This is a genomic window from Stenotrophomonas sp. 28608_Sma (genome assembly GCF_056486185.1).
Genome location: NZ_CM151308.1, coordinates 826656 through 852636 on the forward strand (window position 1 = coordinate 826656; position 25981 = coordinate 852636).

26 protein-coding genes are annotated in these 25981 nt (G+C 67.6%); 5 read left to right on the forward strand and 21 right to left on the reverse strand.

Annotation, left to right across the window (positions count from 1 at the left end; translation table 11 throughout):
- Window positions 1-28: 28 nt before the first annotated feature.
- The 10 genes from ACZLHH_RS03665 to ACZLHH_RS03710 all read right to left on the reverse strand — a co-directional run bounded on the left by ACZLHH_RS03665 (window position 29) and on the right by ACZLHH_RS03710 (window position 9918).
- Window positions 29-676 (reverse strand): DUF1287 domain-containing protein, encoded by a 648-nt coding sequence (locus ACZLHH_RS03665; protein WP_032129902.1) that lies wholly within the window; start codon window positions 674-676, stop codon window positions 29-31.
- Window positions 673-1692 (reverse strand): symmetrical bis(5'-nucleosyl)-tetraphosphatase, encoded by a 1020-nt coding sequence (locus ACZLHH_RS03670; RefSeq protein WP_049460908.1) that lies wholly within the window; start codon window positions 1690-1692, stop codon window positions 673-675. The genes ACZLHH_RS03665 and ACZLHH_RS03670 overlap by 4 nt, the downstream gene beginning before the upstream one ends.
- A 15-nt stretch (window positions 1693-1707) precedes the next feature.
- A complete protein-coding gene (apaG, locus tag ACZLHH_RS03675; RefSeq protein ID WP_005412297.1) occupies window positions 1708-2091 on the reverse strand; it encodes a Co2+/Mg2+ efflux protein ApaG in 384 nt (127 codons plus the stop codon).
- Window positions 2092-2104: 13 nt separating this feature from the next.
- A complete protein-coding gene (gene rsmA / locus ACZLHH_RS03680; protein WP_049460910.1) occupies window positions 2105-2908 on the reverse strand; it encodes a 16S rRNA (adenine(1518)-N(6)/adenine(1519)-N(6))-dimethyltransferase RsmA in 804 nt (267 codons plus the stop codon).
- Window positions 2905-3885, reverse strand: coding sequence for a 4-hydroxythreonine-4-phosphate dehydrogenase PdxA (gene pdxA / locus ACZLHH_RS03685; protein ID WP_049460912.1), 981 nt, complete (start codon window positions 3883-3885; stop codon window positions 2905-2907). The genes rsmA and pdxA overlap by 4 nt, the downstream gene beginning before the upstream one ends.
- Window positions 3886-3888: 3 nt before the next feature.
- Complete coding sequence (locus ACZLHH_RS03690) at window positions 3889-5235, reverse strand: peptidylprolyl isomerase (RefSeq protein WP_032129906.1); 1347 nt, start codon at window positions 5233-5235, stop codon at window positions 3889-3891.
- A complete protein-coding gene (gene lptD / locus ACZLHH_RS03695; protein ID WP_080291831.1) occupies window positions 5232-7733 on the reverse strand; it encodes an LPS-assembly protein LptD in 2502 nt (833 codons plus the stop codon). Before lptD ends, ACZLHH_RS03690 begins: the two co-directional genes overlap by 4 nt.
- 89 nt (window positions 7734-7822) lie before the next feature.
- Window positions 7823-8761, reverse strand: coding sequence for a histone deacetylase family protein (locus tag ACZLHH_RS03700; RefSeq protein ID WP_049460914.1), 939 nt, complete (start codon window positions 8759-8761; stop codon window positions 7823-7825).
- A 9-nt stretch (window positions 8762-8770) separates the two neighbouring features.
- Complete coding sequence (locus ACZLHH_RS03705; protein ID WP_049460916.1) at window positions 8771-9325, reverse strand: cob(I)yrinic acid a,c-diamide adenosyltransferase; 555 nt, start codon at window positions 9323-9325, stop codon at window positions 8771-8773.
- 8 nt (window positions 9326-9333) lie between these two features.
- Window positions 9334-9918: a hypothetical protein gene (locus ACZLHH_RS03710; RefSeq protein ID WP_019338105.1), complete on the reverse strand. Its 585-nt coding sequence runs from the start codon at window positions 9916-9918 to the stop codon at window positions 9334-9336.
- A 105-nt stretch (window positions 9919-10023) separates the two neighbouring features.
- Between ACZLHH_RS03710 and ubiH the strand changes: the two genes are divergently transcribed.
- Together ubiH and ACZLHH_RS03720 are read left to right on the forward strand one after the other, a co-directional pair.
- The gene (gene ubiH / locus ACZLHH_RS03715) at window positions 10024-11232 is read left to right on the forward strand and encodes a 2-octaprenyl-6-methoxyphenyl hydroxylase (RefSeq protein ID WP_049460918.1); all 1209 of its coding nucleotides are present in this window, start codon (window positions 10024-10026) and stop codon (window positions 11230-11232) included.
- Window positions 11229-12410 carry a UbiH/UbiF family hydroxylase gene (locus ACZLHH_RS03720; protein WP_049398145.1) on the forward strand — a complete coding sequence of 394 codons (1182 nt, stop codon included), beginning with the start codon at window positions 11229-11231 and terminating at the stop codon, window positions 12408-12410. Before ubiH ends, ACZLHH_RS03720 begins: the two co-directional genes overlap by 4 nt.
- A gap of 211 nt (window positions 12411-12621) precedes the next feature.
- Here the strand turns inward: ACZLHH_RS03720 and ACZLHH_RS03725 are convergent, their stop codons facing one another.
- From ACZLHH_RS03725 to ACZLHH_RS03750, 6 genes are all read right to left on the reverse strand, one after another.
- A complete protein-coding gene (locus tag ACZLHH_RS03725) occupies window positions 12622-13017 on the reverse strand; it encodes an EF-hand domain-containing protein (protein ID WP_049460920.1) in 396 nt (131 codons plus the stop codon).
- A 49-nt stretch (window positions 13018-13066) separates the two neighbouring features.
- Window positions 13067-14134 carry a 23S rRNA (cytidine(2498)-2'-O)-methyltransferase RlmM gene (gene rlmM / locus ACZLHH_RS03730; protein ID WP_049460923.1) on the reverse strand — a complete coding sequence of 356 codons (1068 nt, stop codon included), beginning with the start codon at window positions 14132-14134 and terminating at the stop codon, window positions 13067-13069.
- A complete protein-coding gene (locus tag ACZLHH_RS03735; protein ID WP_004154307.1) occupies window positions 14118-14678 on the reverse strand; it encodes a nucleoside deaminase in 561 nt (186 codons plus the stop codon). Before ACZLHH_RS03735 ends, rlmM begins: the two co-directional genes overlap by 17 nt.
- 98 nt (window positions 14679-14776) lie before the next feature.
- Window positions 14777-15499, reverse strand: coding sequence for a DUF6348 family protein (locus ACZLHH_RS03740; RefSeq protein ID WP_049460925.1), 723 nt, complete (start codon window positions 15497-15499; stop codon window positions 14777-14779).
- A gap of 46 nt (window positions 15500-15545) precedes the next feature.
- Entirely contained in the window at window positions 15546-16199 is a 654-nt protein-coding gene (locus tag ACZLHH_RS03745) for a membrane protein (protein ID WP_049460927.1), read from the reverse strand.
- Window positions 16200-16242: 43 nt separating this feature from the next.
- Window positions 16243-17991, reverse strand: a complete 1749-nt coding sequence (locus ACZLHH_RS03750; protein ID WP_049460929.1) for a glutamine--tRNA ligase/YqeY domain fusion protein — start codon at window positions 17989-17991, stop codon at window positions 16243-16245.
- Window positions 17992-18249: 258 nt separating this feature from the next.
- Here ACZLHH_RS03750 and ACZLHH_RS03755 point away from each other — a divergent pair, with 258 nt between their 5' ends.
- Together ACZLHH_RS03755 and msrA are read left to right on the forward strand one after the other, a co-directional pair.
- A complete protein-coding gene (locus ACZLHH_RS03755; protein ID WP_049460931.1) occupies window positions 18250-18513 on the forward strand; it encodes a putative signal transducing protein in 264 nt (87 codons plus the stop codon).
- Window positions 18514-18543: 30 nt separating this feature from the next.
- Window positions 18544-19209: a peptide-methionine (S)-S-oxide reductase MsrA gene (msrA, locus tag ACZLHH_RS03760; protein ID WP_049460935.1), complete on the forward strand. Its 666-nt coding sequence runs from the start codon at window positions 18544-18546 to the stop codon at window positions 19207-19209.
- Window positions 19210-19800: 591 nt separating this feature from the next.
- Here the strand turns inward: msrA and ACZLHH_RS03765 are convergent.
- The 5 genes from ACZLHH_RS03765 to ahpC all read right to left on the reverse strand — a co-directional run bounded on the left by ACZLHH_RS03765 (window position 19801) and on the right by ahpC (window position 24765).
- Window positions 19801-20757 carry a transaldolase gene (locus tag ACZLHH_RS03765; RefSeq protein WP_049463648.1) on the reverse strand — a complete coding sequence of 319 codons (957 nt, stop codon included), beginning with the start codon at window positions 20755-20757 and terminating at the stop codon, window positions 19801-19803.
- 50 nt (window positions 20758-20807) lie between these two features.
- Window positions 20808-21212, reverse strand: a complete 405-nt coding sequence (gene rnk / locus ACZLHH_RS03770; RefSeq protein WP_005408156.1) for a nucleoside diphosphate kinase regulator — start codon at window positions 21210-21212, stop codon at window positions 20808-20810.
- 123 nt (window positions 21213-21335) lie between these two features.
- Complete coding sequence (locus ACZLHH_RS03775) at window positions 21336-22298, reverse strand: LysR substrate-binding domain-containing protein (protein WP_032129919.1); 963 nt, start codon at window positions 22296-22298, stop codon at window positions 21336-21338.
- A gap of 85 nt (window positions 22299-22383) precedes the next feature.
- Window positions 22384-23976, reverse strand: a complete 1593-nt coding sequence (ahpF, locus tag ACZLHH_RS03780) for an alkyl hydroperoxide reductase subunit F (protein WP_049463647.1) — start codon at window positions 23974-23976, stop codon at window positions 22384-22386.
- Between the two features lie 225 nt (window positions 23977-24201).
- Window positions 24202-24765 carry an alkyl hydroperoxide reductase subunit C gene (ahpC, locus tag ACZLHH_RS03785; RefSeq protein WP_005408159.1) on the reverse strand — a complete coding sequence of 188 codons (564 nt, stop codon included), beginning with the start codon at window positions 24763-24765 and terminating at the stop codon, window positions 24202-24204.
- A 349-nt stretch (window positions 24766-25114) separates the two neighbouring features.
- On the opposite strand from ahpC, the gene prmC reads away from it, so the two are divergent.
- Entirely contained in the window at window positions 25115-25972 is an 858-nt protein-coding gene (gene prmC, locus ACZLHH_RS03790) for a peptide chain release factor N(5)-glutamine methyltransferase (protein WP_049463646.1), read from the forward strand.
- The last annotated feature ends 9 nt before the right edge of the window (window positions 25973-25981 follow it).

Sequence of the window (25981 nt, forward strand, 5' to 3'; positions counted from 1 at the left end):
CGAGCATGGCTCGGCTCTACAGGATTGCCTACGGCATCCGGTAATGCCCGATGATGGCGTGCCGGAACAGCAGGTTCTCTTCGCGGGTGCCGCGCGCGATGTTGTGCAGCACCAGCGGCGTGCCATCGGCCAGCTGCCGGTCGGAGACGATGCCCACGTGCAGCAGGCCGTTGCCGTTGAGCTTCCAGGCAACGATGTCACCGGCCGCATAGTCGGTGGCGAGGGCGGTGATCGGTTGCTGCCAGCCCTGCCGTTCGAACCAGCGCATCAGGTTCGGTACACGACGATGATCGATGTTGCGGTCCGGCCGTGACAGGCCCCAGATCGCCGGATAGGCACTGAAGTTGCCGCGCATGTCTTCATGCACGCGTGCCTGCAGGTCCAGGCCCTGGCTGCGCAGGGCGCGCACCACCACATCGGTGCACACGCCGCGATCCAGTGGCACGTCGCCGCCGGGATAGGCCAGCACTTGATAGGCAGGGTCGTAGCGGGTGGTGACGCCGATCTGCGCGCGCGCCGCAGCCACCAGTGGCGGCGAAGGCGCCTGTGGTGGCGTCGGTGTGCGTTCAGCGCTGTCCGCAGCCGTGGGAGCAGTCGGCGAGCCGGGCTGGCAGCCGCTGGCCAGGGCCAGCGTCAGCAGCAGCACCGTCCATGGTGCCCAGCCGTGCCGCGTCATGCCTGCGGCGGGGTGCTGTTGTTGTTGGGACCGCCGGAGCCACCACCACCACCACGGCGACGACGACGGCGCGGGCCGCGGTTGCCCGGGTTGGCGGCCGGAGCATTGCCGCCGCCCTGTTCCTTGCCCTGCGCCGGTGCAGCCGGGCGCTCGCGCGCCGGGCGCGCTGGCGGGCGGGCGTTGGGCACGGGTGCCGGTACATCGCGGCCTGGCACCTGCACCACGCGCAGTTCATCGGTATCGAGCTGGATCGCGGTCAGCTTGCCGCCCCAGACCGCGCCGGTGTCGATGGCGTGCACGCCCTGGGTGATGGTCAGGCCCAGCGCCGACCAGTGGCCGCAGACCACCTTGAGGTCACGCTCGACCCGGCCCGGCACTTCGAACCAGGGATACAGCCCCTGTTCCTGGGTGCCCGGCGTGCCCTTGTCCTCGATGCCGATGCGCCCGCGCGGGGTGCAGTAGCGCATGCGGGTGAGCACGTTGATGATCGCGCGCGAGCGGTCGTAGCCGGACAGGTTCGGTGCCCAGCTCGGCTTGTCGCCGTACATGTTGCGGAACAGCTTGCGGTAGCCGGCGCCGTGCAGCTGCACCTCGACTTCGGCCGCATGCTTCTCGGCCATCTGCGTGGTCCACTTCGGCGCCAGGCCGGCGTGCACCATCATCCAGCCCAGCTCGCGGTCCACGTGCACCAGCTTCTGCAGGCGCAGCCAGTCCAGCAGTTCGTCGCGGTCCTCGGCCTGCACGATGCGCAGCAGGTCCGGGTTGACCTTGCGCTGTTCCTCTTCGGTGCGCGCACCGACGGCCAGCAGCGAAAGGTCATGGTTGCCCAGCACCACCACGCTGTGCTCGCGCAGCGAATGCACCAGCCGCAGCGTTTCCAGTGACTGGCCACCGCGGTTGACCAGGTCGCCGCAGAACCACAGGGTGTCCTGCGCCGGGTCGAAACGGATCTTCTCCAGCAGTCGCTGGGTGACGTCATAGCAGCCCTGCAGGTCGCCGATCGCCCACACACTCATCGTTCGGCCTCCGTGTCAGTGCAGGGTACGCGGGATGGCCAGCACGAAAGGTGCGACCGGCGCGGCAAATTCGGTGCCGTCGTCGGCGACCATGTCGTAGTGGCCCTGCATGGTCCCGTGATCGGTCCCCAGCATGACACCGGACGTGTAATGGAAGTCTTCACCGGGACGCAGGCGCGGCTGCTCGCCGATCACCCCGTCACCATCGACGTGCTCGACGCGGCCGTTGGCATCGGTGATGCGCCAGTGGCGTGCGACCAGGCGCGCGGCAACACGCCCCTGGTTGTGGATGCGGATCGTGTAGGCGAACGCATAGCGCCCGTCTTCCGGCGCGGATTGATCGTCGAGGAAGCGCGGTGCGACTTCGACGGAGATGGCATAAACGTCAGCGTCTTCCATACCGGCAGTGTAATCAGGAGGCATTGGCCAAAGCGATGAATTCGGCCACGTCCAGCTGTTCGGCGCGGGCATCGGGACGCACGCCGGCGGCAACGAACTGTTCGGCGGACACCACGTTGTTCAGGGCGTTGCGCAGGGTCTTGCGGCGCTGCCCGAAGGCGGCCTTGACCACCTCGGCGAAACGCTTGTGGTCGTGGATGTTGATCGTGGCCGGGTCACGCGGCACCAGCCGCACCACGGCCGAATCGACCTTCGGCGGCGGCCGGAACGCGCCCGGCGGCACCACGAACAGCGAGGTCACCTGGCAGTAGGCCTGCAGCATCACGCTGAGCCGGCCGTACACCTTGCTGCCGGGGCCGGCGGCCATGCGGTCGACCACTTCCTTCTGCAGCATGAAGTGCATGTCGCGGATCACCGCCGCATGTTCCAGTGCATGGAACAGGATCGGCGAGGAGATGTTGTAGGGCAGGTTGCCGACCAGGCGGATCGACTGGCCGGCAGCCAGCTCGGTGAAGTCCACGCGCAGCACGTCGCGGTGGACGATGGTCAGCTCGCCCAGCGGCTCGGCGGCGGCGGTCAGTGGCGCGATCAGGTCGCGGTCGAACTCGATCACCGTCAGTTTCGGATGCACGCGCAGCAGCGGCAGGGTGATCGCGCCCTGGCCCGGGCCGATCTCGACCAGGCGGTCACCGTCTTTCGGGTTGACCGCCATCACGATCTTGTCGATGTAGTGGCGGTCGGCCAGGAAATGCTGGCCAAGCTGCTTCTTGGCCGGGGCGGTGAACACCGGGCCGGAGGGGGAATGCGGGGAATTCATGCGCTCAGTGTACGTTGCCGCGCAAGCTGCGCACACAACGTCGTTGCCGCCTGCAGGCTGGAAGGATCGGCAATGCCGAGGCCGGCAAGGTCCAGCGCGGTGCCATGGTCCACCGCCACGCGCGGGTAGGGCAGGCCCAGGGTCAGGTTCACCGCCTGCTCGAAGCCCGAATACTTCAGCACCGGCAGGCCCTGGTCGTGGTACATCGCCAGCACGCTGTCGAAGCCTGCCAGCTTGGCCGGCAGGAAGGCGGTATCGGCCGGCAGCGGCCCGATCAGGTCCATGCCCTCCGCGCGCAGGCGCTGCAGCAGCGGGATGACCAGGTCCAGTTCCTCGCGGCCCAGATGACCGTCTTCACCGGCATGCGGGTTCAGGCCGAGCACGGCGATGCGTGGCGCGGGCAGGCCGAATTCGCGGCGCAGCGCAGCGTGCACGGTGCGCAGGGTGTGTTCCAGGCCGGGCGCGGTGATCGCGTCGGCCACCTCGCGCAGTGGCAGGTGGGTGGTGGCCAGGGCCACGCGCACGATGTGGTTGGCCAGCATCATCACCACCTTCACCCCGGCCTGGTCGGCCAGCAGTTCGGTGGTGCCGCTGTAGGCGATGCCGCCTTCGTTGATGACCGCCTTGTGCACCGGGCCGGTGACTACGCCGTGCAGTTCGCCGGACAGGCACGCCTGGCCGGCACCGAGCAGGGCGCCGATGACGGCGCCGGCGTTGGCCGGATTGGCCTGGCCGAAGTGGCTGGGCACGGTATTGGCTACCACGCGCACACGCAGATCGCCGGGGACGCGTGCTTCGGCGTCCTCGGGCAACAGCTGCAGGGGCAGGTTCAGCGCGGCCGCGGCCGCGCGCAGGGTATCCGGGTCGGCGAAGGCCAGCAGCCGGCAATCTTCACGCGGCTGCTGGACGAGGCGGACACACAGCTCCGGGCCGATCCCGGCGGGCTCGCCCGGTACCAGAGCGAGCTCGGGGCGCATCGGTCAGGACTGCGGCGGCGTGGCGGTGTTTTCCGCGCGGTCGCCGCTGCGGAAGCTGACGTAGGCTTCGCCACGCAGTTCCTGCAGGAAGCGGTTGTACTCGTCTTCCAGCTTGCGGCGGCCGATGGTCTCGCGGACCTGGGCACGCTGGTTGTCAGTGGTCACGTCGGTCTGGCGGGTGCCCACGCGCTGCACGATGTGCCAGCCGGCATCGGTGCGGAACGGCTGGCTGACGCCACCGTCCTGGATGCCGGACACCTGCTGGCCGAACGCCGGACCGAACGCGTCGGCCGGGAACCAGCCCAGATCGCCGCCCTGGCCCTTGCTGTTGTTGTCCTCGGAGGACTCCTTGGCCACGGTCTCGAAGTCCGCGCCACCGGCGATGCGGGCACGCAGGGTATCGATCTTGGCCTTGGCGGCAGCGTCGGTCTGGTGATCGTCCACGCGCACCAGGATGTGGCGGCCGTGGTACTCGGTGACCGTGTGCTCGCCACCGCTGGCGGCGCTGGCATCACGCACTTCCACCAGCTTCAGCAGCTGGAAGCCGCTGGGGCCGCGGATCGGGCCGACCACTTCGCCGGGCTTCATCTTTTCCATCATCTGCGCGAAGGCCTGCGGGATTTCGTCCAGGCTGCGCCAGCCCAGGTCGCCGCCTTCCAGCGCGTTGGGGCTGTCCGAATAACGCACGGCGGCGGCGTTGAAGTCCAGCTCACCCTTGTCCAGCAGGGCCTTCACGCCTTCGGCCTTCTTCTGGCCGGTGGCGATCTGGTCGGCGTTGGAGCCGTCGGGCAGGGCGATCAGGATGTGCGCCAGGTGGTACTGGTTGCCAACCGTGGCCTGCTGCTTCAGGGCGGCGTCGACTTCGCCCTCGCTGACGCTGATGCGGCTCTGCGCGAAGCTCTGGCGCAGGCGCTGCACGGTGATTTCATCGCGCACTGAAGCGCGGAAATCGTTGAAGTCGATGCCGTCGTGGGCCAGGCGCTGGCGCAGTGCATCCAGGTTCGAGCCGTTCTGCTGAGCGATGGCATTCATCGCCTGGTTCAGCTCCTGGTCGCTGACGCGGATGCCGCTGCCCTGTGCGCGGGCCACCTGCAGCTTGACCAGCACCAGGCGCTCGAGCACCTGGCGGCTGAGTACGTCTTCCGGCGGCAGCTGGTTTTCACGGCCGGCGTACTGCGCCTTGATGTTGGCGATCGCACGCTGGAGCTCGCTCTGCAGGATCACGTCCTCGTCGACGACGGCGGCGATGCGGTCCAACGGCTGCGCCTCCTGCGCGAGCACCTGCAGGGGGGCGGACACGCTGGACACCGCCAGCAGGGAGGCGAGAAGAACGGGGAAGCGCTTGGTCATGGGATCTGATTCGGATCGTAGTCATCCCGGGTCGCCCCGGTGTTGCTGGGCGGCACGAGATAGAGGTCGTCGCGGTTGTAGCCGAGGATAGCACGGCGCAGCGTACGGTCCGTGTCCTGGCCGATGGAGCTGAGGCCCTTGAGGACGAACTCCAGCTGGATGGAATTGTTCATGTCGCCTTCGCGGTTGCGCACGTAGCGGCGGGCCACTGCACGCACGGCCAGGCAGCAGCTGTCCCACTGCACGCCGGCGATGATCTCCAGCGGTTCCTTGTCCTGCAGCGAGTAGTAATACCGGCCCACCAGGCTCCAGCGCGCATTCAGCGGGTACAGGAACGACAGGTCGGCCTGCTCCAGCAGGGTCCGGTCATGCTTGTTGGCGGTTGCCGGGGCGCCGGCATTGATGCGGTAGCGGTAGCTGAGGTTGATCACGCCATCGTTGGGCATCAGATAACGGGCGCGGACGCTGGCCAGATCCTCGCGCTTGTACTTCGGGTCCCACTGGTAGGTGGCGCCCAGGGTCCAGCGGTCGTTGATCATGTAGTTGCCGTCGGCGATCCACGCCGACTTGCCCTTCTCCACCGGCGCGCCGCCCGGCGTGGTGCTCACCCGCGATTCGTCGAAGTACTGGATCTGGCCGATCGCGGCCGAGAAGCGTTCCTTGCCGGTGGTCTGGTCGATGAAGCGGGTGCCCAGTGCCAGGGTCAGCTGGTTGGCATCGTTCTGGCGGTCGGCGCCGGTATAGCGCGAGTCGCGGAACAGCTGGCCCCAGCTGAAGGTGAAGTCACGGGTGTCGAAGATCGGCAGCTCGTCCTGGTTGCGGTAGGGGGTGCGCAGGTAGAACAGGCGCGGCTCCAGGGTCTGCAGGAATGACTTGCCTCCGATCGACGTCTCGCGATCGAAGAACAGGCCGGCATCAAGGCTGCCGATCGGCAGGCTGCGGCTGGGCGAGGTATTGCCGCGCAGCTGTTCCGGAGTGGCCGTGGCCGGGTCGATGCCCTGCGAGCGCAGGATCTGGGCCTGGATGCCCCTTACCCCATCCACTAGACCACGGTCCAGTTGATAGGCGGTGTAGCGGTAGGCCAGGGTAGGGGTCACATACCAAGCTGCGCCACTGATCGGGAACGACACATACGGCTTCACGTCCAGTCGCGAACCGCCGCTGACACCGACGCCGTCGGTCCACTGCACTCCATTACGGGTGTACTGCAGATCCTCGCCGGCGCCGACGGCATTCTTGAAGTTGATGTCGTCATGCGTGAAGCGCACCGCTTCGGTGTAGATGCCGGTTTCCAGCCACGGCAGCACCGGCTTGTTCCAGTTGAAGAACAGGCGTGGCTCGCGGTTGTAGGGCAGGGCGCGCTCGTCGAGGGTGTAGTCGGTCAGCTGCCAGCGGTCGGCCATGATGCCGGCCGTCCAGTTCTGGCCGGTGCCGTACAGGCCGATGGTGCTCTGCAGGTTGGAGGCGGTCACCCCCACCAGGCGGTTGGCGAAGTCCTCGACATAGCGTTCGTCGCTCACCCAGGCCAGGTTGGCGCGGGCCTGCCAGTGGCTGTTCACGTTGTGGTAGCCGTCGAACATCACCCGGCCGCGGTCGCGGTCGCGCAGCTTGTCGTTGGGCATGTAGCTGGTCAGCACCTCGCCACGGCCGCCGTTGTAGAGGTAGCGGAACTCGTTGTCGAGCAGCAGGCCGCGCCGGCTCATGTAGCGCGGGGTCAGGGTATCGTCGTAGTTCGGCGCCAGGTTGAAATAGATCGGCTGCGCATAATCGAAGCCATTGCGCCCGGACATGCCCAGCTGCGGGAACAGCAGGCCGGTCTTGCGGCGGTCATCGATCGGGAACTTGAAGTAGGGCGCCCACAGCACCGGCACCTTGCCGATCCGCAGCACGGCGTTGCGGGCCGTGCCGAAGCCTTCGTCGTTGTCCACTTCGATCTGCGGCGCCGACAGCTTCCACACCGGCTGCGACGGGTCGCAGGTGGTGTAGGTGGAGCGGTGCATCTGGCCGACCGCGCCCTGCAGGTCGACCGACTCGGCATCACCGTTGCCCCGGCGCGATACCAGCTGGTACTTGATGTCGGAGATCTTGTGGGTGTCGCTTTCCTGGTTGCCTTCGGCGCGCTTGGCGACCATCCGGATCGACCCGTCCTGGTAGCGGACATTGCCGTCGGCGATGTAGTTGCCGGTCTCGGTGTCGAAGCTGAGCTTGTCGGTACCGACGAACTGGTCACCCCGGCGCAGCGCCACGTTGCCCTCGTACTGCGGCACCGTGGTGGTGCCCAGCAGCTGGTCGCCTTCGATGTCGGTCGGCTGGTTCTCGCGGGCGGCTGCGGCAGCAGCCTTGTCCTGGGCCGGGACCGGGGTGGGGGCGTCGGTGAACGCGGGAATGACGTCGGTGGCCGGGCACAGGCCCCAGTTGAGCGGCTTATCATCGGCCATCGCCGGCAGGCTGATGGCGATGCTCAGAGGCAGGGGAAGCAGGCGGAGGGCTCGGCGCACGCGGTTCGGATTCGGGCGAAAACGGACGGTAGCTTGCCCCATCCCTTGCATAGGGGCAATGAAGGGCGCCGGAGCCTGCCGGTTCGGGTTCATCCGGCGGAGGCACCCGCAGAGGGGGTGATCAGGGCCTGGACATGGGCCATGCTGCACTCGGCCAGGGCCTGCAGGTCGTAGCCGCCCTCCAGCATCGAGACCACCCGGCCGGCGGCGTGACGGCGTGCCAGCGCATGCAGTTCACGGGTGATCCAGGCGAAATCGTCGGTCTCCAGCATCAGATCGGCCTGCGGGTCGCGCAGGTGGGCGTCGAAGCCGGCGGAGATCAGCAGCAGCTGCGGACGGAAGTCGTCGATGGCTGGCAGCATCTCGTCGGCCCAGACGTTGCGGAAGCGGAAGCCGCCGCTGCCCGGTGGCAACAGGATGTTCATCAGGTTGCCGGCACCGCGGTCGCGGCGCAGGCCGGAATTGGGGAACAGCCCGGCCTGGTGGGTGCTGTAGTAGGAGACCCGGGCATCGTGCTGGAAGATGTCCTGGGTGCCATTGCCGTGGTGGACGTCGAAATCGACCACCGCGATCCGCTCCAGGCCATGGCGGTCACGGGCATAGGCGGCAGCGATGGCGATGTTGTTCAGCAGGCAGAAGCCCATCGCCGTGCTGCTGGTGGCGTGGTGGCCCGGCGGGCGTACCGCGCAGAAGGCCAGCGGGTCCTCGCCCAGCATTACCGCATCGACCGCGGCCACACCGGCACCGGCGGCGTGCACGGCGGCGCTGGCCGAACCTGGCGAGGTCCAGGTGTCCATGTCCAGCTGGCGCAGCGGCGCGGTCTGCGGCTGCAGCACGAAGTCGAGCAGGGCGCTGTCGTGGACCCGGGTCAGTTCGCCGAACTTGGCCGGCGGCGCCTCGCGCCAGTCCAGCTGATCAGGGAAGGCGGCGTGCAGTGCGTCGAGTACGTACTGCAGGCGCTGCGGGCACTCCGGATGGCCGGGGCCGGGGTCATGCAGCAGGCAGGACGGGTGGGTATAGACCAGCATCGTGCCGACTCAGCGCTGGCGCTGCTGTGGCTGCCACAGCGCTTCGCCGTGGCCATCGGCTCGGGCCAGCACCCGGGCCAGCACGAACAGCAGGTCCGACAGCCGGTTGAGGTACTGCAGCGCCTCGCTGCGCACAGCCTCGTGGCGGGCCAGGGTGACCGTTTCGCGCTCGGCGCGGCGGACAATGGTGCGGGCCAGATGGCAGCGCGCGGCGGCTTCGCCGCCGGCCGGCAGGATGAATTCCTTCAGCATCGGCAGGTCGGCGTTGTAATGGTCCAGCTGCTGTTCCAGGGCCGAGACGTCGGCGGCGTGGATCGCGGCATGGCCGGGAATGCACAGCTCGGCGCCCAGGTCGAACAACTGGTGCTGCAGATGCACCACCAGCGCGCGCACATCCTCGGGCAGGGGCGCGGCCAACAGCAGGCCGAGCGCGGCATTGGCCTCGTCGACGGTGCCGTAGGACGCCACGCGGGCGTCATCCTTGGCTACGCGCTGGCCGTCGCCAAGGCCGGTACTGCCGTCGTCGCCGGTGCGGGTGTAGATGCGCGAGAGGCGATGACCCATGGCGCGGCTCAGTGGCGGATGTCGCGGCGGGCCTGCTGGAGCTTCAGCACCTGCTCCACGGCCAGCTGCAGGGCGGCGGCCAGCGCCACATAGATCGCCGTGGTGCGAAGGTAGGGCCCGAACCACTGCGCGTAGTTCTGTGCCCAGCCGGCCAGGGTCGGCTCGGCCACGTTGCGGCTGCTCCAGTAGAAACCGCCCTGTGCCAGCAGGTGGCAGACCGCCACCGAAGCGACCAGCAGCAGTGCGCCCTTGGCCAGTACCGGCCAGCGCGCGCTCTGGTAGTTGCGGCCCAGCAGCATGCCGCCGGCCCACAAAGAGAAGTAGGCCGGCAGCAGCAGCCAGTAGCCCGGCGACACGCAGTAGTGCTGCCAGAAATCCAGACCGCTGCTGCGGATCACGATCCAGTCCACCAGCACCGCGAACACCATCAGCAGCGGGAACGCCCAGCGCGTCCAGCGCGCCAGGTAGAAGCCACCGATGAAGAACACGGCCCAGGAGGCATCCGGAATGGCCGCGAAGTGATTGACCCGGGTCGCCGCCAGCAGCAGTACGAGTACGGACAGGACGAAGGCGCGGTTGGCGGTATCGGACATGGTGGGGCCCGGAGCGGATTCAGGTTTCATTCTAGCCCGCCGCGCAGGTTGGCGCAGGTGCCGCCCGTTCGGCGTACAGTCGGGGCGAGCGCGTATCATGAACACATGAGTGAACGACATGACGTGCTGATTGTCGGTGGTGGCCTGGTCGGTGCCAGCCTGGCCATCGCCCTGGACCGGCTGGGCCGCGACGTGGGCCTGCTTGAGGCCAGCCCGGCCGGCGAGCTGCCTGCGGTGTTCGACCAGCGCAATCTCAGTTTCGCCGCTGCCACCGTCAATGCGCTGACCGCGCTGGGGGTGATGCAGAAGCTGGCGATGGCACCGGGCCCGATCCGGCGCATCCATGTCAGTCGTGCCGGCGATTTCGGCCGTGTGCAGCTCGAAGCGGCCGATTACGACCGGCCGTGGTTCGGCCAGGTGGTGGTCGCGCGCGATTTCGGCCAGGCGCTGGAAGCGCGCCTGCAGGAACTGCCGCGCCTGCGCCGTTACCGGCCGATGCGGTTCCTGGGGCTGGGTGAGGTGGTCGATGGTTACCGCCAGGTACGGGTGGCTGACGAGGCTGGCGAACGCGTGCTGCTGGCACGGTTGGTGGTGGGGGCCGATGGCACCACCAGCGGCGTGCGTGGCGCGCTGGGCATCGAAGTCGACCGCCATGATTTCCAGCAGACCCTGTTCGTGGCCCGCGTGCGCAGCCAGCGCGCGCCGGATGGCACCGCCTGGGAACGCTTCACCGATACCGGCCCAACCGCCCTGCTGCCGCGTGGCGATCGTCACTTCGGCACCGTGCACGGGGTAGCGCGCGACCAGGCCGATGCGGTGATGGCGTTGGACGATGCGGCCTGGCTGCAACGCCTGCAGAGCGCGATCGGCTGGCGTGCCGGCCGCCTGCTCGAGTCCGGCCCGCGCAGCGCCTACCCGCTCATCCAGGTGCTGGCGCGCGCGCTGGCCGGTGAGCGCACGGTGCTGCTCGGCAATGCCGCGCAGACCATCCATCCGCTGGGCGCACAGGGCTTCAACCTGGGCCTTCGCGATGCGCTGACCCTGGCCGAACTGCTGGAGGATGCGCATGAGGATGCCGGCAGCGATGCGCTGCTGAAGGCCTACGTCGCGCGGCGCGAGGAAGATCGCCGGCAGACGGTGGCGTTCTCCGGTGGGCTGGCACGATTGACCAGCAACCCGGCACCGCTGATGCGGCCGCTGCGCAGCCTCGGCCTGGTGGCCGCACAGCGCGAGTCGGTGCAGTCGATGCTGGTCGGTGGTGCGATGGGCTTCCGTGGTGACGTGCCGCGCCTGTGCCGCGGAGAAGCCGCATGAGCCGGCGCACGCGTCTTGATGTGGCCATCGTTGGTGGTGGCGTGGTCGGTGCCGCGTGTGCGCTGGCGCTGGCCGATGCCGGCCTGTCGGTTGCGCTGGTGGAAGGCCGCGAACCGGCACCGTGGCAGGCCGCACAGCCGGACCTGCGCGTGTTCGCCTTCGCCGCTGACAACGTGCAGCTGTTGAACCGCCTGGGTGTGTGGCCGGCGATCGCGCAGGCCCGCGCCTGGCCTTACCGGCGCATGCAGGTGTGGGATGCGGCCGGTGGCGAGGATCTGCTGTTCGACGCCGATCGCTTCGGCCGTCGTGAGCTGGGCTACATCGTCGAGAACGGCCTGCTGCAGGATCGTCTGTGGGCGGCGCTGCCGGCGGCGGGCGTGCAGCTGCACTGCCCAGCACGGGTGGAAGCGCTGGAACAGGATGAAGACGGCGTGCGCCTGCGGCTGGATGACGGGCGCCGCCTGGAAGCGGCACTGGCGGTGGCCGCCGACGGTGCCGAGTCAACCCTGCGCCAGCTGGCCGGGATCGAGGTTGAAAAGCATGACTACCACCAGCGTGGCGTGGTGGCCTATGTGGACAGCGATCTTCCCAACCAGGCCACGGCCTGGCAGCGCTTCCTGCCGACCGGGCCGCTGGCGCTGCTGCCGGTGGCCGAGCGTCGCAGTTCGATCGTCTGGACCCTGCCCGAGGATGAAGCGGCTCGCGTGCTGGCCCTGGACGAGGACGCCTTCAACCGCGAACTGACCCGTGCCTTCGCTGCGCGCCTGGGCGAACTGCGATTGGCGTCACCGCGTGCGGCCTTCCCGCTGCGTCGCCAGCTGGCCCGTCACTACGTGGCTGGCCGCGTGCTGGCGCTGGGTGATGCTGCGCATGTGGTGCATCCGCTGGCCGGGCAGGGCGTGAACCTGGGCCTGCGCGATGTCGCCGCCCTGCAGCAGTGGCTGGCGCCGTCGGCCGAACGCCGCGGCCAGCCGCGGCTGTCGCCGCAGCGCCTGCAGCGCTGGGCACGCGAACGGCGCAGCGACAACCACATCGCCGCCTACAGTTTCGATGCGATCAACCGCCTGTTCTCCAACGACGAAATGCACCTGACCCTGGCCCGTGGACGCGCGCTGGGCTGCGTCGGCAAATGGCCGCCGCTGGTGCAGGCGTTCTGGAAGCGCGCCGCCGGGGTCTGACCGGAATACAGGTCGCTCTGGCAGGTGCCAACGCCGCTCTGGTAGGTGCCAACCTTGGTTGGCACAAGGCTGGAAATACCCTCGCCTCATCTGGGCCCAGGATGCCTGATGGATGTGCCAACCAAGGTTGGCACCTACCAGAAGCGGGCTCCGCTACCGCCGTTGATCCAGTAGATCCACGCCATGCGTGGATGAAGATCGCGCCGGTGGATCAATCAACCAGCCAACCAGCCAGGTCGGCACGATCCAGCTTGCCGCGACGCTTCACGTCCAACGCATTGAACTCATCGGCCAGCGCCGGATTGGCCTGCGCTTCCTCGCGGCTGATGAAGCCATCACCGTTCACATCCAGCGCGGCGAAGTGGATGCGGTACTGGCCGACCACGCTGCTCGGTTCCAGCGAACGCACGGTCACCTGTGCCTCGCCGGCCGGCCGTGCAATCTCGACGCTGCCGGTGACCTGGCCGGCGCCCAGTGGCTGCTGGCGGATGGCGCCGCCGGTCGGGCCCAGCGGCTGGACCTGCGCCGGCATGGACGGCAGCTGCTGTGCAAGGGCCGTTGCAGTTGCCAGCAGGGCGATCAGTATCGGAATCGAGCGGTATCGCATGGTCCCATTCCTCGGTAGCGCCGGGCCACGCCCGGCGGGCACGACGGCCTCAGCGCAGCGGCGACGCCAGCACGGTGATCTCTTCACGATCGTGATAGAGCTGCTTGGCGCGGACCACCAGCGGCTTGCAGGCCTGCTCCTGGAACAGGTCCAGGCACAAGCGGGTTTCGTCCCAGCGCTTCTTCATCGGCAGTTTCAGGTTGAAGATCGCGTGCCTGCACCAGCCTTCGCGGAACCAGGTGGCCATGCGTTCGGCCACGCGCCGCGGCTGCTCGACCATGTCGCAGACCATCCAGTCCAGCGGCTGTTCCGGGAGCCAGTGGAAGCCATCGGCACGCAGGTGCTCGACCAGGCCGGTGTCCAGCACGTGCTGGCGCAGTGGGCCGTTGTCGATGCTCAGCACGTGCATGTGCTGGCGGGTCAGCACCCAGGTCCAGCCGCCGGGTGCGGCACCCAGGTCAGCCGCGCGCATGCCGGGCCTGGCCAGCGCTTCGCGTTCTTCCGGCGCCAGCAGGGTCAGCAGGGCTTCGTCCAGCTTCAGTGCCGAACGCGACGGCGCTTCGGGCAGCAGCTTCAGGCGCGGAATGCCCAGTGCCCACGGTGCGCTGTCGGCCGGGTCGGCTACGCAGACGAAGGCGTGGGTGCCGTCGACGAACACCACGTGCAGGCGCGGCAGACGGTCGTTCGGCTTGTCGGTGAGCTTGCCGGCCTTGCGCAGCGCCGGGCGCAGCGCATTGCCGAAGGCACGGGCCAGCCCGGACAGCGGCTTGCCGGCGTCCGAATCGGGATGTTCCACCCACAGGTCGCCGAAGCGCGGCGCATCGGCCAGCACCTCCAGCATCGGGGTGATGCGGTCGGCTGGGTCCAGCTGCGGCAGCTCGGCCAGCACCACCAGCTTCTGCCGCGCGAAGATCAGCTCGCGCCAGCGCAGGCGCGGTGCCAGGGCGGCGGCTTCGTCGCACATGAACAGCACGTAGCCATCATTGCGCTGGGTGCGCGCATAACCGGCGAAACCGGCTTCACCGGCGCGGAACTGCAGTTCGCCGGCCAGCTCGGGCTCGAAGCCCTGCCGGCACAGGCACAGCAGGCCGATGCCGGCCTCAGTAACGGGCGCCATCGCTTTCCCCATAGGCACGCAGCACGCTGCGCGCGGCGTCGCGGTTCAGGCCCTGCACCACTTCGATGCCGCGCTTGTTGAGTTCACCCACCCAGTCGGCCGGCAGCGGGCCTTCATCGAACGGGGTCAGCTCTTCGACGTCGGCCGAGTTGGCACCGATCAGCAGGCGGTCGATGCCGGCCCACACGGTGGCGCCGTAGCACTGGCAGCACGGCTGCGAACTGGTGGCCAGGGTGACCGGCGACAGCACTGCGTTCAGGCGCGGGGTCTGCAGGCGCTGCTGGGCCAGCATGTAGGCCATGTTCTCGGCGTGCGCCAGCGAGGTCGCGTGCGGCATCACCCGGTTCACGCCGGCGGCGATGACCTTGTCATCCGGGCCGAACACCACTGCACCGAACGGGCCGCCACTGGCGTGCTCGACGTTCAGCCGCGACAGCTCGATCGCCAGCGCGACCTTGGCCTCATCGCCCGGATATCGACGATCCAGGTCGATCTGGTCGTGGATCCAGGCGGGAAGGGTCAGGTGGACTTGCGCGTACAGCATCGCGGGGGTGCCTCGTAATGGGATGGAAGAAGGTGCGGTTGCTTGGGAAACCGGCGCGCAGTGTAGCCGCACCGGCCTGTATCGGGTGTGGCGGTGGGTCAGCCCGGCGAGCCGGTGCGGATCACTACGTACTGCTTGCGGAACTCCAGCCCGGCCTGCGGCCAGCTGGCCGCGTAGGCGCGCAGCAGGGGCAGGGCGGCGGCGAAGTCGTGGCCGTTGACCCGGCAGTCGGCTTCGCACAGGCCGTCGGCATCGCGCGAGGCGAACAGGCGGATGGCGAGGAACTGGCGGGCTTTCAGCAGCTCATCGAAGGCCTCCATGCTGCGGGTGAACAGGCAGCAGGGGCAGGAACCGTGGTCGTCCTCGCTGCAGGTGGAGGCATCCACCTCCTGTGCGCGGTAGTGCGCCAGCGGCCCCAGCACTACGGTGCGCTGGTGTTCCTCGCCGTCATCGCCGGCCGGATAGGTCAGGCCCATCATCGGCAGGCCCTGCGCGTCTTCGGCGCCGATCGCGGTCTGCAGCGTGGCCAGGTCCACCCGCACCCAGGCCTGGAAGCCGGACAGCAGCGATGCCTGCTCATCGGCACCGTTGGCGTGCTGGTACTCGAACAGGCCATCGGCGAACAGCACCGGATGCTGGCTCTCGATGACGGTGGAGGTCTGCCAGCCGCCGTTGTCGCGCGCGTGCGCGGCCATCGCATGCGGGGTCAGGTGCAGGCCGCTGTCCAGCAGCAGCGCGTCGCCGTCGACGTGGCTGGCGATGCCGGCCTCCTGCAGGACCTGCTGCAGCAGCGGGAGGAGGGCGGTGGAGGTCGTGGTCATGTCAGGCCTGTGGATGGGGTGGAACATCCAGGCAAGGCCTGGGGATCTAGCGGTCGAGCGCGTCAAGTTCGGCGCGATATCGCTGCGCGTCGGACTGCTGCTGCGGATCGTTGCCGTGGTCGCGCAGCCAGGTTTCCAACTCGCGGCGATAGTCCGCGCGGAAATCGGCGTTGCCGGGGCTGAAATGCAGCTTGCGTGCCGCCACTTCCACCCGCTCGCGCGCGCTGGCACGGGCCTGGGCGATGCCGTGCGGGGATTCGTTGGTGAGGATGACGAAGTTGCGCGGGAAACCCGGCGTGTACTTGACCACGAACGGCTGGTCGGGCGCCGGGATGCGGATCGCGTTCTCCAGCGGCCACAGCGAGGCGGTGTTGGTGTGGAACACCACCTCCACGTCGCGGCCCTCGGCGGTGCGCAGCACCCCTTCGTAGCGCCAGATGTACTGCTCGTTCATCGTCGAACTGGTGCGCTCGGACTTCACGATCACCGCTTCACCACGCTCGCCCACCACGTTGAGGAAGGCGGCGTTGAGGAAGTGGCCGAGGAAGATGTTGAGCATCGCCAGCGGGAACACCACGATGGCGTAGCCCGGAAAACGCCGCCACCACGAGACCAGCCCGGCCAGCACCATCGCCGAAAAGAACGTCAGCAGCGGATGCTGCGAGATGAACCAGAACAGGACGGAAAGGGCGGTGATCATCGTCGGAGTCATGCGGGCGCCGTGCTGGCGCCCGCGCAGGTCCTCAGGCCGACCAGGTGTCGCGCAGGGTCACGCTGCGGTTGAACACCGGCTTGGCTTCGGTGTGGTCGCGGCGGTCGGCCACGAAGTAGCCGGTGCGTTCGAACTGGAACGACTGCTCCGGGGCAGCGCTGGCCGCGGCCGGCTCGACATAGCCGGTGACGGTGCGGCGCGATTCCGGATTGAGGTAATCACGATAGGTCTTGCCTTCCGATTCGTCGTCGGGGTTCGGCACCGAGAACAGGCGGTCGTACAGGCGGATCTCGGCCGGCACGCCATGTACGGCGCTGACCCAGTGGATGGTGCCCTTGACCTTGCGGTTGGCGCCTTCCATGCCCGGACGCGATTCCGGATCCAGCCAGCCACGCAGCTCGGTGATGGTGCCGTCGGCATCCTTGATCACTTCATCGCAGCGGATGATGCCGGCACCGCGCAGGCGCACTTCGCCACCCGGGACCAAGCGCTTCCAGCCCTTCGGCGGCACTTCGGCGAAGTCCTCGCGGTCGATCCACACTTCGCGTGCGAACGGCACTTCGCGGCTGCCGAAGCTCTCGTCCTTCGGGTGGTTGCTGAAGGTGAGCTGCTCTACGTGGCCTTCCGGCAGGTTGGTCAGCACCAGCTTGACCGGGTCGACCACCGCCATGCGGCGCGGCGCGGCGCTGTCCAGGTCTTCGCGCAGCGCGCCTTCCAGCACGCTGAAGTCGATCAGCGAATTCTGCTTGCTGATGCCCACGCGCTCGGCGAACAGGCGCATCGCGGCCGGGGTGTAGCCACGGCGACGCAGGCCCTGCAGGGTCGGCATGCGCGGGTCTTCCCAGCCGTCCACCAGCTGCTCGGTAACCAGCGCCATCAGCTTGCGCTTGCTCATCACCGTGTAATTGATGTTCAGGCGCGAGAACTCGATCTGGCGCGGCTTGGCGGCTTCGCGCGGCAGGCCGGCGTCGACCAGCGGCTGGGTCAGCGTGTCGTCATGGGCGAAATCGACGTTGTCCACGCACCAGTCGTACAGCGGGCGGTGGTCTTCGAATTCCAGCGTGCACAGCGAGTGGGTGATGCCCTCGATCGAGTCGCCCAGCGCGTGCGCGAAGTCGTACATCGGGTAGATCGGCCACGCGTTGCCGGTGTTCTGGTGCTCGACGTGCTTGATGCGGTACAGCGCCGGATCGCGCAGGTTGATGTTGCCGCTGGCCATGTCGATCTTGGCGCGCAGGGTGCGCGCGCCATCCGGGAATTCACCGGCGCGCATGCGGCGGAACAGGTCGAGGTTTTCCTCGACGCTGCGGTCGCGCCACGGCGACGGGCGGCCCGGCTCGGTCAGGGTGCCGCGGTAGGCGCGCACTTCCTCGGCCGACAGGTCGCAGACATAGGCCTTGCCCTGTTCGATCAGCTTTTCGGCGGCCAGGTAATAGGTCTGGAAGTAGTCAGAAGCATGGCGCAGTTCGTTCCAGCTGAAGCCCAGCCAGCGCACGTCGTCCTGGATCGCGGCCACGTATTCCGGGTCTTCCTTGGCCGGGTTGGTGTCATCGAAGCGCAGGTTGCACACGCCGCTGAACTCGCCGGCGATGCCGAAGTTCAGGCAGATCGACTTGGCATGGCCGATGTGCAGGTAGCCGTTCGGTTCCGGCGGGAAACGGGTCTTGATCGCCTGGTGCTTTCCGCTGGCCAGGTCCTCGCGCACGATCTGGCGGATGAAATCGCGCTTTTCGTGGCTGTCGGCGGGGGTCTCGGGGCTGGCGGGGGTGTGCTCGGACATGAGTCGGCGAAAAGAAAGGCAGAAAGATCGCCAGTCTAACGCGTACGGGGCAGGGCTGCCCGGTAGGGTGTGGGGATGCCGGCCAGCGGCCGGCACTACCCAACTGCACGGCGATCCACATTCCGCCGGCCCGCTGCCGGCGCTACCGGAAAGTGGATGGGTAGTGCCGGCCGCTGGCCGGCAGAACGGTCATGCGCCGTCACCACCACCATTCAGCCCCCGGGCGTATGCTGGAACCCTGTCCCACGGAGCTGCCGCATGCACATCGTGTACAAGGCCGACAACCTGTTCGACGCCCACCTGGTCAAGCACGCGCTGGAGGATGCCGGCATCCCGGCCTTCGTGTTCGGCGAGTCGTTGCTGGGCGGCATGGGCGAGCTGCCACTGTTCGGCGTGCTGCGGGTGGGCATCCCTGGTGCGGCACGGCCGCAGGCCGAGGACATCGTGGCGGCGCTGGACTTGGGCCACGCGCCGGACGCCCCCATTTCCGATGCAGACGACATAGCCGGCCTTCCGGCGTAGGAGCGCATCATGTTGGGAATTGGCCAGGGCATCCTCGGCATCGGCGCCTTCAAGCAGCGCCTGCCGCGCCCGGAAGAAGCACTGCCGGGGCGTGACCAACCGCTGCCGCTGCACAGCAACCAGCACTTCGTGAACAGCCATCCGCTGAAGGACCGTTTCGCCGGCCTGCAGCAGATCCGCTTCGCGCTGGGCTGCTTCTGGGGCGCCGAGCGCAAGTTCTGGACCGAACCGGGCGTGTACAGCACCTCGGTGGGCTACGCCGGCGGCATCACCCCGAACCCGACCTATGAAGAGGTGTGCTCGGGCCTGACCGGCCACACCGAAGTGGTGCAGGTGGTGTTCGACCCGGCGGTGGTGAGCCTGGAGCGGCTGCTGCAGCTGTTCTGGGAAAGCCACGACCCGACCCAGGGCATGCGCCAGGGCAACGACACCGGCACCCAGTACCGTTCGGCGATCCACGCCACCGACGAGGCGCAGTACGCCGCCGCGCTGGCCAGCCGCGAGGCCTACCAGGCGCAGCTGGCCGCAGCCGGCTACGGGCCGATCACCACCGAGATCGTGTACCCGGCACCGGCGTACTACTACGCCGAGGACTATCACCAGCAGTACCTGGCGAAGAACCCGAACGGTTACTGCGGCATCGGCGGCACCGGGGTGAGCTGCCCGATCGGATTGGATGTGGAGGCGCCGCGCTGACGCGCGGTGGTCCGCCTGCGGCGGGCAACGTCAAAATCAACGTCAACAGCCAAAGCGGCTCTGGGTTGTTGTGAGTTTGGCGGGACGGGTACAGATGGCGGGACACGCCGTAAACCCGTCCATGGGGGCTCGGCCACGGCATCCATGCCGTGGACGGTCCCGCCATCTGCACCCGTCCCGCCTTCGACAGTTTCCCGGTGACGGGGGGCAAGAGCATTGGGTTACTGACGAACTGAAGGAAAACAAAAAGGACGCGGCGTTCGCCGCGTCCTTTTTGTTTGATCCTGCAGTGCTTTCTGTAGAGCGGAGCCATGCTCCGCTCCGAGCAAGCGAAGCGCGCGACCCGCTTTGCTCTTCTTTCTTTCATCCGTGGCGCGCGGCCACCGGAAACTGTCAGAGGGCGGGCGGGTTGGGTTCGCGGGAGTGTCCGCGGCATGGATGCCGCGGCCAAGCCTCCAGGGACGGATTCACGGCGTCTCCCGCGAACCCAACCCGCCCGACCCAGCGCGGCTTTTGCTTTAGCAGTCAGTCGAGCAAGCTCGACTCTACAAATCGATCCGCCACGAGGGGCTCAGCCGTTGGCCGAAATCCTCACAGTTCCGAACGAATGCGCTCGCGCAGCGCCTGCAGATCCTTGGCAAACGCATCGATACCGGTCGCCAGCTTCTCGGTCGCCATCGGATCGGCCGCCAGATCCGATGCGAACTTCGCCGCATCGATCGGCGTCACCGCCACGCCATCCGCCGCACCGGCCACCAGCTTGCGCGGCAGCTCGCCGTGGTCGGCGTCCAGCTTCTCCAGCAGGTCCGGCGAAATCGTCAGGCGGTCGCAGCCGGCCAGCGCTTCGATCTGCGCGGTCGAACGGAACGAGGCGCCCATCACCACCGTCGGCGAACCGCGGCGCTTGAATTCGGCATACACGCCGCGCACGAACTTCACGCCCGGGTCTTCATCGATGTTGGCCGGGGTCTGGCCGTTGGCCACGTACCAGTCCAGGATGCGGCCGACGAACGGCGAGATCAGGAACGCGCCGGCTTCGCTGCAGGCCAGCGCCTGGGTCGGGTTGAAGATCAGGGTCAGGTTGCAGTCGATGCCTTCGGCCTGCAGGATGCGCGCGGCTTCCACGCCTTCCCAGGTCGCGGCGATCTTGATCAGGATCTTCTCGCGCGGCACGCCGGCATCGGCGTACATCTGGATGAACTGGCGGGCCTTGGCTACGGTGGCAGCGGTGTCGTGGGCCTGGTCGGCATCCACTTCGGTGGACACGCGGCCCGGCACCAGCGTGCTCAGCAGCGCGCCGACGCCGATGGTCAGGCGGTCGGCCACGGCGTGCACCACGGCTTCGCGGTCGCCACTCTGCTGGCGGCCCCAGGCCAGTTCGCGTTCGATCAGCTCGGCGTAGACCGGCAGGTCCAGCGCCTTCTTCACCAGGGTCGGGTTGGTGGTGCAGTCCACCGGCTGCAGGCGCTTGATCGCCTCGTAGTCACCGGTATCGGCAACGACCACGGACAGTTCGCGCAGCTGGGACAGTTTGGACGGGGTACTCATTACGGCTCCTGGTGCAGGGGGATCGAATCGCGCGCGGTGCGCAGCGGTAATCAGGGGCGGTCGTTGTGGACCGCGGTCACGCGCAGGCGCAGCTTGCGGCCGCCGGGCGCGTTCCAGTCGATGCTCTGGCCGATCGAAAGGCCGAGCAGGGCACTGCCGACCGGGGCCAGCACGGAAACCTTGCCTTCATCGACGTTGGCTTCGCGGGGGAAGACCAGGGTCAGGACGTGCTTCTCGCCCGACACTTCATCTTCGCACTCCACGCGCGAATGCATCATGACGATGCCTTCGGGAATCTGGTCCGGTGCCAGCACGGTGGCACGGTTGAGTTCTTCAGCAAGCGCGAGCGCGGCAGGCGTCTGGCTCAGCGCAGGGGATTCGAGCATGGCGTCCAGGCGGTCCATGTCGAAGGTGGAAACGGTGATCGACGGCGGCAGGCCGCTGGCGGTACTCATGGTGAAGCTCCTTGGTTGAAAGCCATGCAAAAGGCGGCACCTGCTGGCGCCGCCTGTCTGTATTGTGGGGACAAATGCGACCGGAATCGACTCCTGCCGATTCCAGGCCGGTGCTGCGGGGGTTCAGCCGTTCAGCGCGGGGCCGGGCAGGGCGGTCGTGTCGCCGGCGGCGTTGACCGCTTCCAGGGTGAACAGCGCCTGCGGCAGGCGCTTGAACTGATCGGCCAGCTCCATCAGGAAGTCGTTCATGGCCGAGCTGCGGCGCCAGATCATCGCGATGCGGCGGCTGGGGCGTCCTTCGCCGGTGAAGTCGAGCAGGCGGATGTTGTTCGAGCGCGGCACCGGCGGCTGCACCGACAGGCTTGGCAGCAGGGTGATGCCGACGTCGGCGGCGACCATCTGCCGCAGGGTTTCCAGGCTGGTGGCGCGGAACTCGGACTTCTCGTTGGCACCGAACAGGCGGCAGACTTCCAGTGCCTGGTCGCGCAGGCAATGGCCATCTTCCAGCAGCAGCAGCTTCTGCGTGGCCAGCTCCTGCACGTCCAGGTGTTCGCGACGGGCCAGCGGGTGGCGCCCGGATACGGCCAGCAGGAAGGGTTCCTCGAACAGGAACTCGGCATGCAGCTGGTCGTCGATCACCGGCAGGGCCAGCAGTGCAGCGTCGAGCTTGCCTTCGCGCAGGCGGTCCAGCAGCACATCGCTCTTTTCCTCGACCAGCAGCAGTTCCAGCTCCGGGAAGCGATCGCGGATGCGCGGAATCACATGCGGCAGCAGGTACGGGCCCAGGGTCGGGAAGATCCCCAGGCGCACCGTACCGGCTTCCGGATCGCGACTGCGACGTGCCGCTTCCTTCAGCTGTTCCACTTCGGACACGATCACCCGTGCCCGTGCTGCTGCTTCCTGGCCGGCCGGGGTCAGCATCACCTTGCGCGGTGCACGTTCCACCAGCGGCAGGCCCAGCTCTTCTTCCAGCTTGCGGATCTGCGTGGACAGCGTCGGCTGGCTGACGAAGCAGGAGGCGGCAGCCCGGCCGAAATGCTTGTGGTCGGCCAGGGCTACCAGGTACTTCAGATCACGTAGGTTCATCCTTACACCCCAGGGGTAACGGACCGGCTGACGGCATGGTTACCCGACAGGCAGACAATGTTCCCGGTGATCTGGGAACGATGGATCAGGCAGCTTCAGCAACAGCACCACTGCTGCTGCTCACCGACGAGCGGATCAGGTGGTCGAACGCGCTCAGTGCGGCGGTCGAACCGGCGCCCATGGCGATGATGATCTGCTTGTAGGGTACCGTCGTGCAATCGCCAGCAGCGAACACGCCCGGCAGGTTGGTCTGGCCGCGGTCATCGATGACGACCTCGCCACGCGGCGACAGCGCCACGGTGTCCTTCAGCCACTCGGTGTTGGGCAGCAGGCCGATCTGCACGAAGATGCCTTCCAGCTCGACGCGGTGGGCGTCGCCGCCGACACGGTCCTTGTAGACCAGGCCGGTGACACGGCTGCCGTCGCCCAGCACTTCGGTGGTCTGTGCGCTGGTCAGCACGGTGACGTTGGCCAGGCTGCGCAGTTTCTTCTGCAGCACTTCGTCGGCGCGCAGGCTGGAATCGAACTCCAGCAGGGTTACATGCGACACGATGCCGGCCAGATCGATGGCCGCTTCCACGCCGGAGTTGCCGCCGCCGATCACCGCCACGCGCTTGCCCTTGAACAGCGGACCATCGCAGTGCGGGCAGTAGGCCACGCCCTTGTTGCGGTACTGGTCTTCGCCCGGCACGTTCATCTGGCGCCAGCGTGCGCCGGTGGACAGGATCACCGAACGCGACTTCAGCACCGCGCCGTTCTCCAGCTGCACCTGCACCAGGCCGTCTTCACCGGCCGGCACCAGCGCACTGGCGCGCTGCAGGTTCATGATGTCCACCTCGTACTCGCGCACGTGCTGTTCCAGCGCCGTGGCCAGCTTCGGGCCCTCGGTCTCCTTCACCGAGATGAAGTTCTCGATCGCCATGGTGTCCAGCACCTGGCCACCGAAACGCTCGGCGGCGATGCCGGTGCGGATGCCCTTGCGCGCGGCGTAGATCGCCGCTGCTGCGCCGGCCGGGCCACCGCCCACCACCAGCACGTCGAAGGCGTCCTTGGCGGCGATCTTCTCGGCATCGCGCTTGCTGGCATTGGTGTCCAGCTTGGCGACGATCTGCTCGAGGGTCATGCGACCCTGGTCGAAGACTTCACCGTTGAGGTACACGGTCGGCACCGACATGATCTCGCGCTTCTCGACTTCGTCCTGGAACAGGGCACCGTCGATGGCCACGTGCTGGATGCGCGGGTTGAGTACCGCGGCCAGGTTCAGCGCCTGCACCACGTCCGGGCAGTTCTGGCAGGACAGCGAGAAGTAGGTTTCGAACCTGTATTCACCTTCCAGGTTCTGCACCTGCTCGATCAGCTCGGCGGTGGCCTTGGACGGGTGGCCGCCGACCTGCAGCAGCGCCAGCACCAGCGAGGTGAACTCGTGGCCCATCGGCAGGCCGGCGAAGGTCAGGTGGATATCCTGGCCCGGGGTGCCCAGGTCGAAGGACGGCACACGGCCCTGGCCATCGCGCAGCACCTGCAGCGAGATCTTGTCCGACAGGCTGTCCAGGGTCTGCAGCAGTTCCAGCATTTCCTGCGACTTGGCGCCGTCGTCGGCGTGCGCGGTGATCTGGATCGGGCGGGTCACGCGCTCCAGATAGGTCTTCAGCTGCGACTGCAGGTTGGCGTCCAACATCGGGTCATCTCCTGGCTTCAGGCAAACAGGGGGCGTGGCACCGCTGTAGAAGGTAGCGGACCAGCAGGGGGTAGGGGTGAACCCAAGACAGCGACCGTGGAAGGGGCTGGCTGGCCAAGGCGGGCGAGCGTTGGCTGTCTTGGGTTCACCCCCACGCCGGCGGGGGGACCGGCACGGGGATGAAAGGCGCGCCGTGGCGTGGGGCCACGGCAGGCCGGTACTGCTTTAGATCTTGCCGACCAGGTCCAGCGACGGGGTCAGGGTCTTCTCGCCTTCCTTCCACTTGGCCGGGCACACCTGGTTCGGGTTGGCGGCGGTGAACTGGGCAGCCTTCAGCTTGCGCAGGGTTTCGGAGACGTCACGGGCGATCTCGTTGGAGTGGATCTCCAGGGTCTTGATCACGCCTTCCGGGTTGATGATGAAGGTGCCGCGCAGGGCCAGGCCTTCTTCCGGAATGTGCACGCCGAAGGCGTTGGTCAGCTGGTGGGTCGGGTCGCCGACCAGCGGGAACTGGGCCTTGCCGACGGCCGGCGAGGTTTCGTGCCACACCTTGTGCGAGAAGTGGGTGTCGGTGGTGACAATATAGACCTCGGCGCCGGCCTTCTTGAACTCGGCGTAATGGTCAGCGGCGTCTTCGATCTCGGTCGGGCAGTTGAAGGTGAAGGCGGCCGGCATGAAGATCAGGACGGACCACTGGCCCTTCAGGCTGGCGTCGGAAACCTTGATGAACTCGCCATTGTGGTAAGCGTTGGCTTCGAACGGCTGGATCTGGGTGTTGATCAGGGACATCGTTTTTCCTCTGGTGAAGGGGAGTGGGTGAATCGACAGGAGCTAGGTTACCGACTCGCTGGCGATAAGAACAATCCATTGATTGCATCTATTTGATAGATGGAATCTATCATTTGGTCATGAGCAGGCACTGAACCTTGCCGCTCCCATCCTGCAACTGGCTGTGTGACAAGGGAAATCTTCCGGAACGGCTGAATAGGGCCAATAGTCCCTCCTTATCCCCTCGGGCAGAACCTGAACGGATTGCAGCCTTTTGTAGAGTCGAGCCATGCTCGACTGCGGACCTGTGGATGTGTAGCTCGACTGCGCCAGAAGCAGCCGAGCATGGGCTCCGCTCTACAATTGCGGCATGTTTTCCCAAACCGAACCCTCCCTGCGCCAGATCGTGGCCGAGGCCAGTGCCCGCCTCGGCGGCGTCGAGGCCCGCCACGAGGCCGAACTGCTGCTGCTGCATGTGCTGGAGCGCCCGCGCAGCTGGCTGTTCGCGCATGCCACCGATCCGCTGGCCGCCGCCGACCTGGCCGCCTTCGAAGCGTTGCTGGCCCGCCGCGTGGCCGGTGAGCCGGTGGCCTACCTGACCGGCCGCCGCGGTTTCTGGACGCTGGACCTGGAGGTCGACCCGGCCACGCTGATCCCGCGTCCGGAAACCGAGCTGCTGGTCGAGCTGGCGCTGGAGCGGCTGCCGCCAGACCAATCGCTGCAGCTGGCCGACCTCGGCACTGGCACCGGCGCGATCGCCTTGGCGCTGGCCAGCGAACGGCCCCAAGCGCAGGTGCTGGCCACCGATGCCAGCCCGGGCGCGCTGGCCGTGGCCGCGCGCAATGCTGCGCGCCATGAACTGCGCAACGTCCGCTTCGCCGAGGGCGGGCAGGACTGGTATGCGCCGCTGCAGGGCGCGCGGTTCGACCTGATCGCCAGCAACCCGCCGTACATCGCCAGCGACGATCCGCACCTGGCCCAGGGCGACCTGCGCTTCGAACCGGCCACCGCGCTGGCCTCCGGCGTGGACGGGCTGGATGACATCCGCCGCATCGTCGACGGTGGCCAGGCCCACCTGCTGCCCGGCGGTTGGCTGCTGATCGAGCACGGTTGGGACCAGGGCGTGGCGATCCGCGCGCTATTCGACGCGGCGGGTTTTGCGGAAGTGCAGACCGTGCAGGATCTGGAGCAGCGCGACCGCATCACCCTGGGCCGGCGTCCGGCCTAGAATGGAGGT

Excerpts from the sequence above, each read along its gene's own strand:
- ACZLHH_RS03705 (WP_049460916.1), bottom strand. The coding sequence starts at position 9,325 with ATGGGTCATCGCCTCTCGCGCATCTACACCCGCACCGGCGACGACGGC.
- rlmM (WP_049460923.1), bottom strand. The coding sequence starts at position 14,134 with ATGGCGCCCGTTACTGAGGCCGGCATCGGCCTGCTGTGCCTGTGCCGG.
- ACZLHH_RS03710 (WP_019338105.1), bottom strand. The coding sequence starts at position 9,918 with ATGTCCGATACCGCCAACCGCGCCTTCGTCCTGTCCGTACTCGTACTG.
- ubiH (WP_049460918.1), top strand. The coding sequence starts at position 10,024 with ATGAGTGAACGACATGACGTGCTGATTGTCGGTGGTGGCCTGGTCGGT.
- ACZLHH_RS03700 (WP_049460914.1), bottom strand. The coding sequence starts at position 8,761 with ATGCTGGTCTATACCCACCCGTCCTGCCTGCTGCATGACCCCGGCCCC.
- rnk (WP_005408156.1), bottom strand. The coding sequence starts at position 21,212 with ATGAGTACCGCCAGCGGCCTGCCGCCGTCGATCACCGTTTCCACCTTC.
- ACZLHH_RS03670 (WP_049460908.1), bottom strand. The coding sequence starts at position 1,692 with ATGAGTGTGTGGGCGATCGGCGACCTGCAGGGCTGCTATGACGTCACC.
- ACZLHH_RS03750 (WP_049460929.1), bottom strand. The coding sequence starts at position 17,991 with ATGTCCGAGCACACCCCCGCCAGCCCCGAGACCCCCGCCGACAGCCAC.
- pdxA (WP_049460912.1), bottom strand. The coding sequence starts at position 3,885 with ATGCGCCCCGAGCTCGCTCTGGTACCGGGCGAGCCCGCCGGGATCGGC.
- prmC (WP_049463646.1), top strand. The coding sequence starts at position 25,115 with ATGTTTTCCCAAACCGAACCCTCCCTGCGCCAGATCGTGGCCGAGGCC.
- ACZLHH_RS03740 (WP_049460925.1), bottom strand. The coding sequence starts at position 15,499 with ATGACCACGACCTCCACCGCCCTCCTCCCGCTGCTGCAGCAGGTCCTG.
- rsmA (WP_049460910.1), bottom strand. The coding sequence starts at position 2,908 with ATGAATTCCCCGCATTCCCCCTCCGGCCCGGTGTTCACCGCCCCGGCC.
- ahpF (WP_049463647.1), bottom strand. The coding sequence starts at position 23,976 with ATGTTGGACGCCAACCTGCAGTCGCAGCTGAAGACCTATCTGGAGCGC.
- ACZLHH_RS03745 (WP_049460927.1), bottom strand. The coding sequence starts at position 16,199 with ATGATCACCGCCCTTTCCGTCCTGTTCTGGTTCATCTCGCAGCATCCG.
- ACZLHH_RS03765 (WP_049463648.1), bottom strand. The coding sequence starts at position 20,757 with ATGAGTACCCCGTCCAAACTGTCCCAGCTGCGCGAACTGTCCGTGGTC.
- ACZLHH_RS03735 (WP_004154307.1), bottom strand. The coding sequence starts at position 14,678 with ATGCTGTACGCGCAAGTCCACCTGACCCTTCCCGCCTGGATCCACGAC.
- ACZLHH_RS03775 (WP_032129919.1), bottom strand. The coding sequence starts at position 22,298 with ATGAACCTACGTGATCTGAAGTACCTGGTAGCCCTGGCCGACCACAAG.
- ACZLHH_RS03720 (WP_049398145.1), top strand. The coding sequence starts at position 11,229 with ATGAGCCGGCGCACGCGTCTTGATGTGGCCATCGTTGGTGGTGGCGTG.
- ACZLHH_RS03690 (WP_032129906.1), bottom strand. The coding sequence starts at position 5,235 with ATGACCAAGCGCTTCCCCGTTCTTCTCGCCTCCCTGCTGGCGGTGTCC.
- ahpC (WP_005408159.1), bottom strand. The coding sequence starts at position 24,765 with ATGTCCCTGATCAACACCCAGATCCAGCCGTTCGAAGCCAACGCTTAC.
- ACZLHH_RS03665 (WP_032129902.1), bottom strand. The coding sequence starts at position 676 with ATGACGCGGCACGGCTGGGCACCATGGACGGTGCTGCTGCTGACGCTG.
- ACZLHH_RS03725 (WP_049460920.1), bottom strand. The coding sequence starts at position 13,017 with ATGCGATACCGCTCGATTCCGATACTGATCGCCCTGCTGGCAACTGCA.
- ACZLHH_RS03755 (WP_049460931.1), top strand. The coding sequence starts at position 18,250 with ATGCACATCGTGTACAAGGCCGACAACCTGTTCGACGCCCACCTGGTC.
- apaG (WP_005412297.1), bottom strand. The coding sequence starts at position 2,091 with ATGGAAGACGCTGACGTTTATGCCATCTCCGTCGAAGTCGCACCGCGC.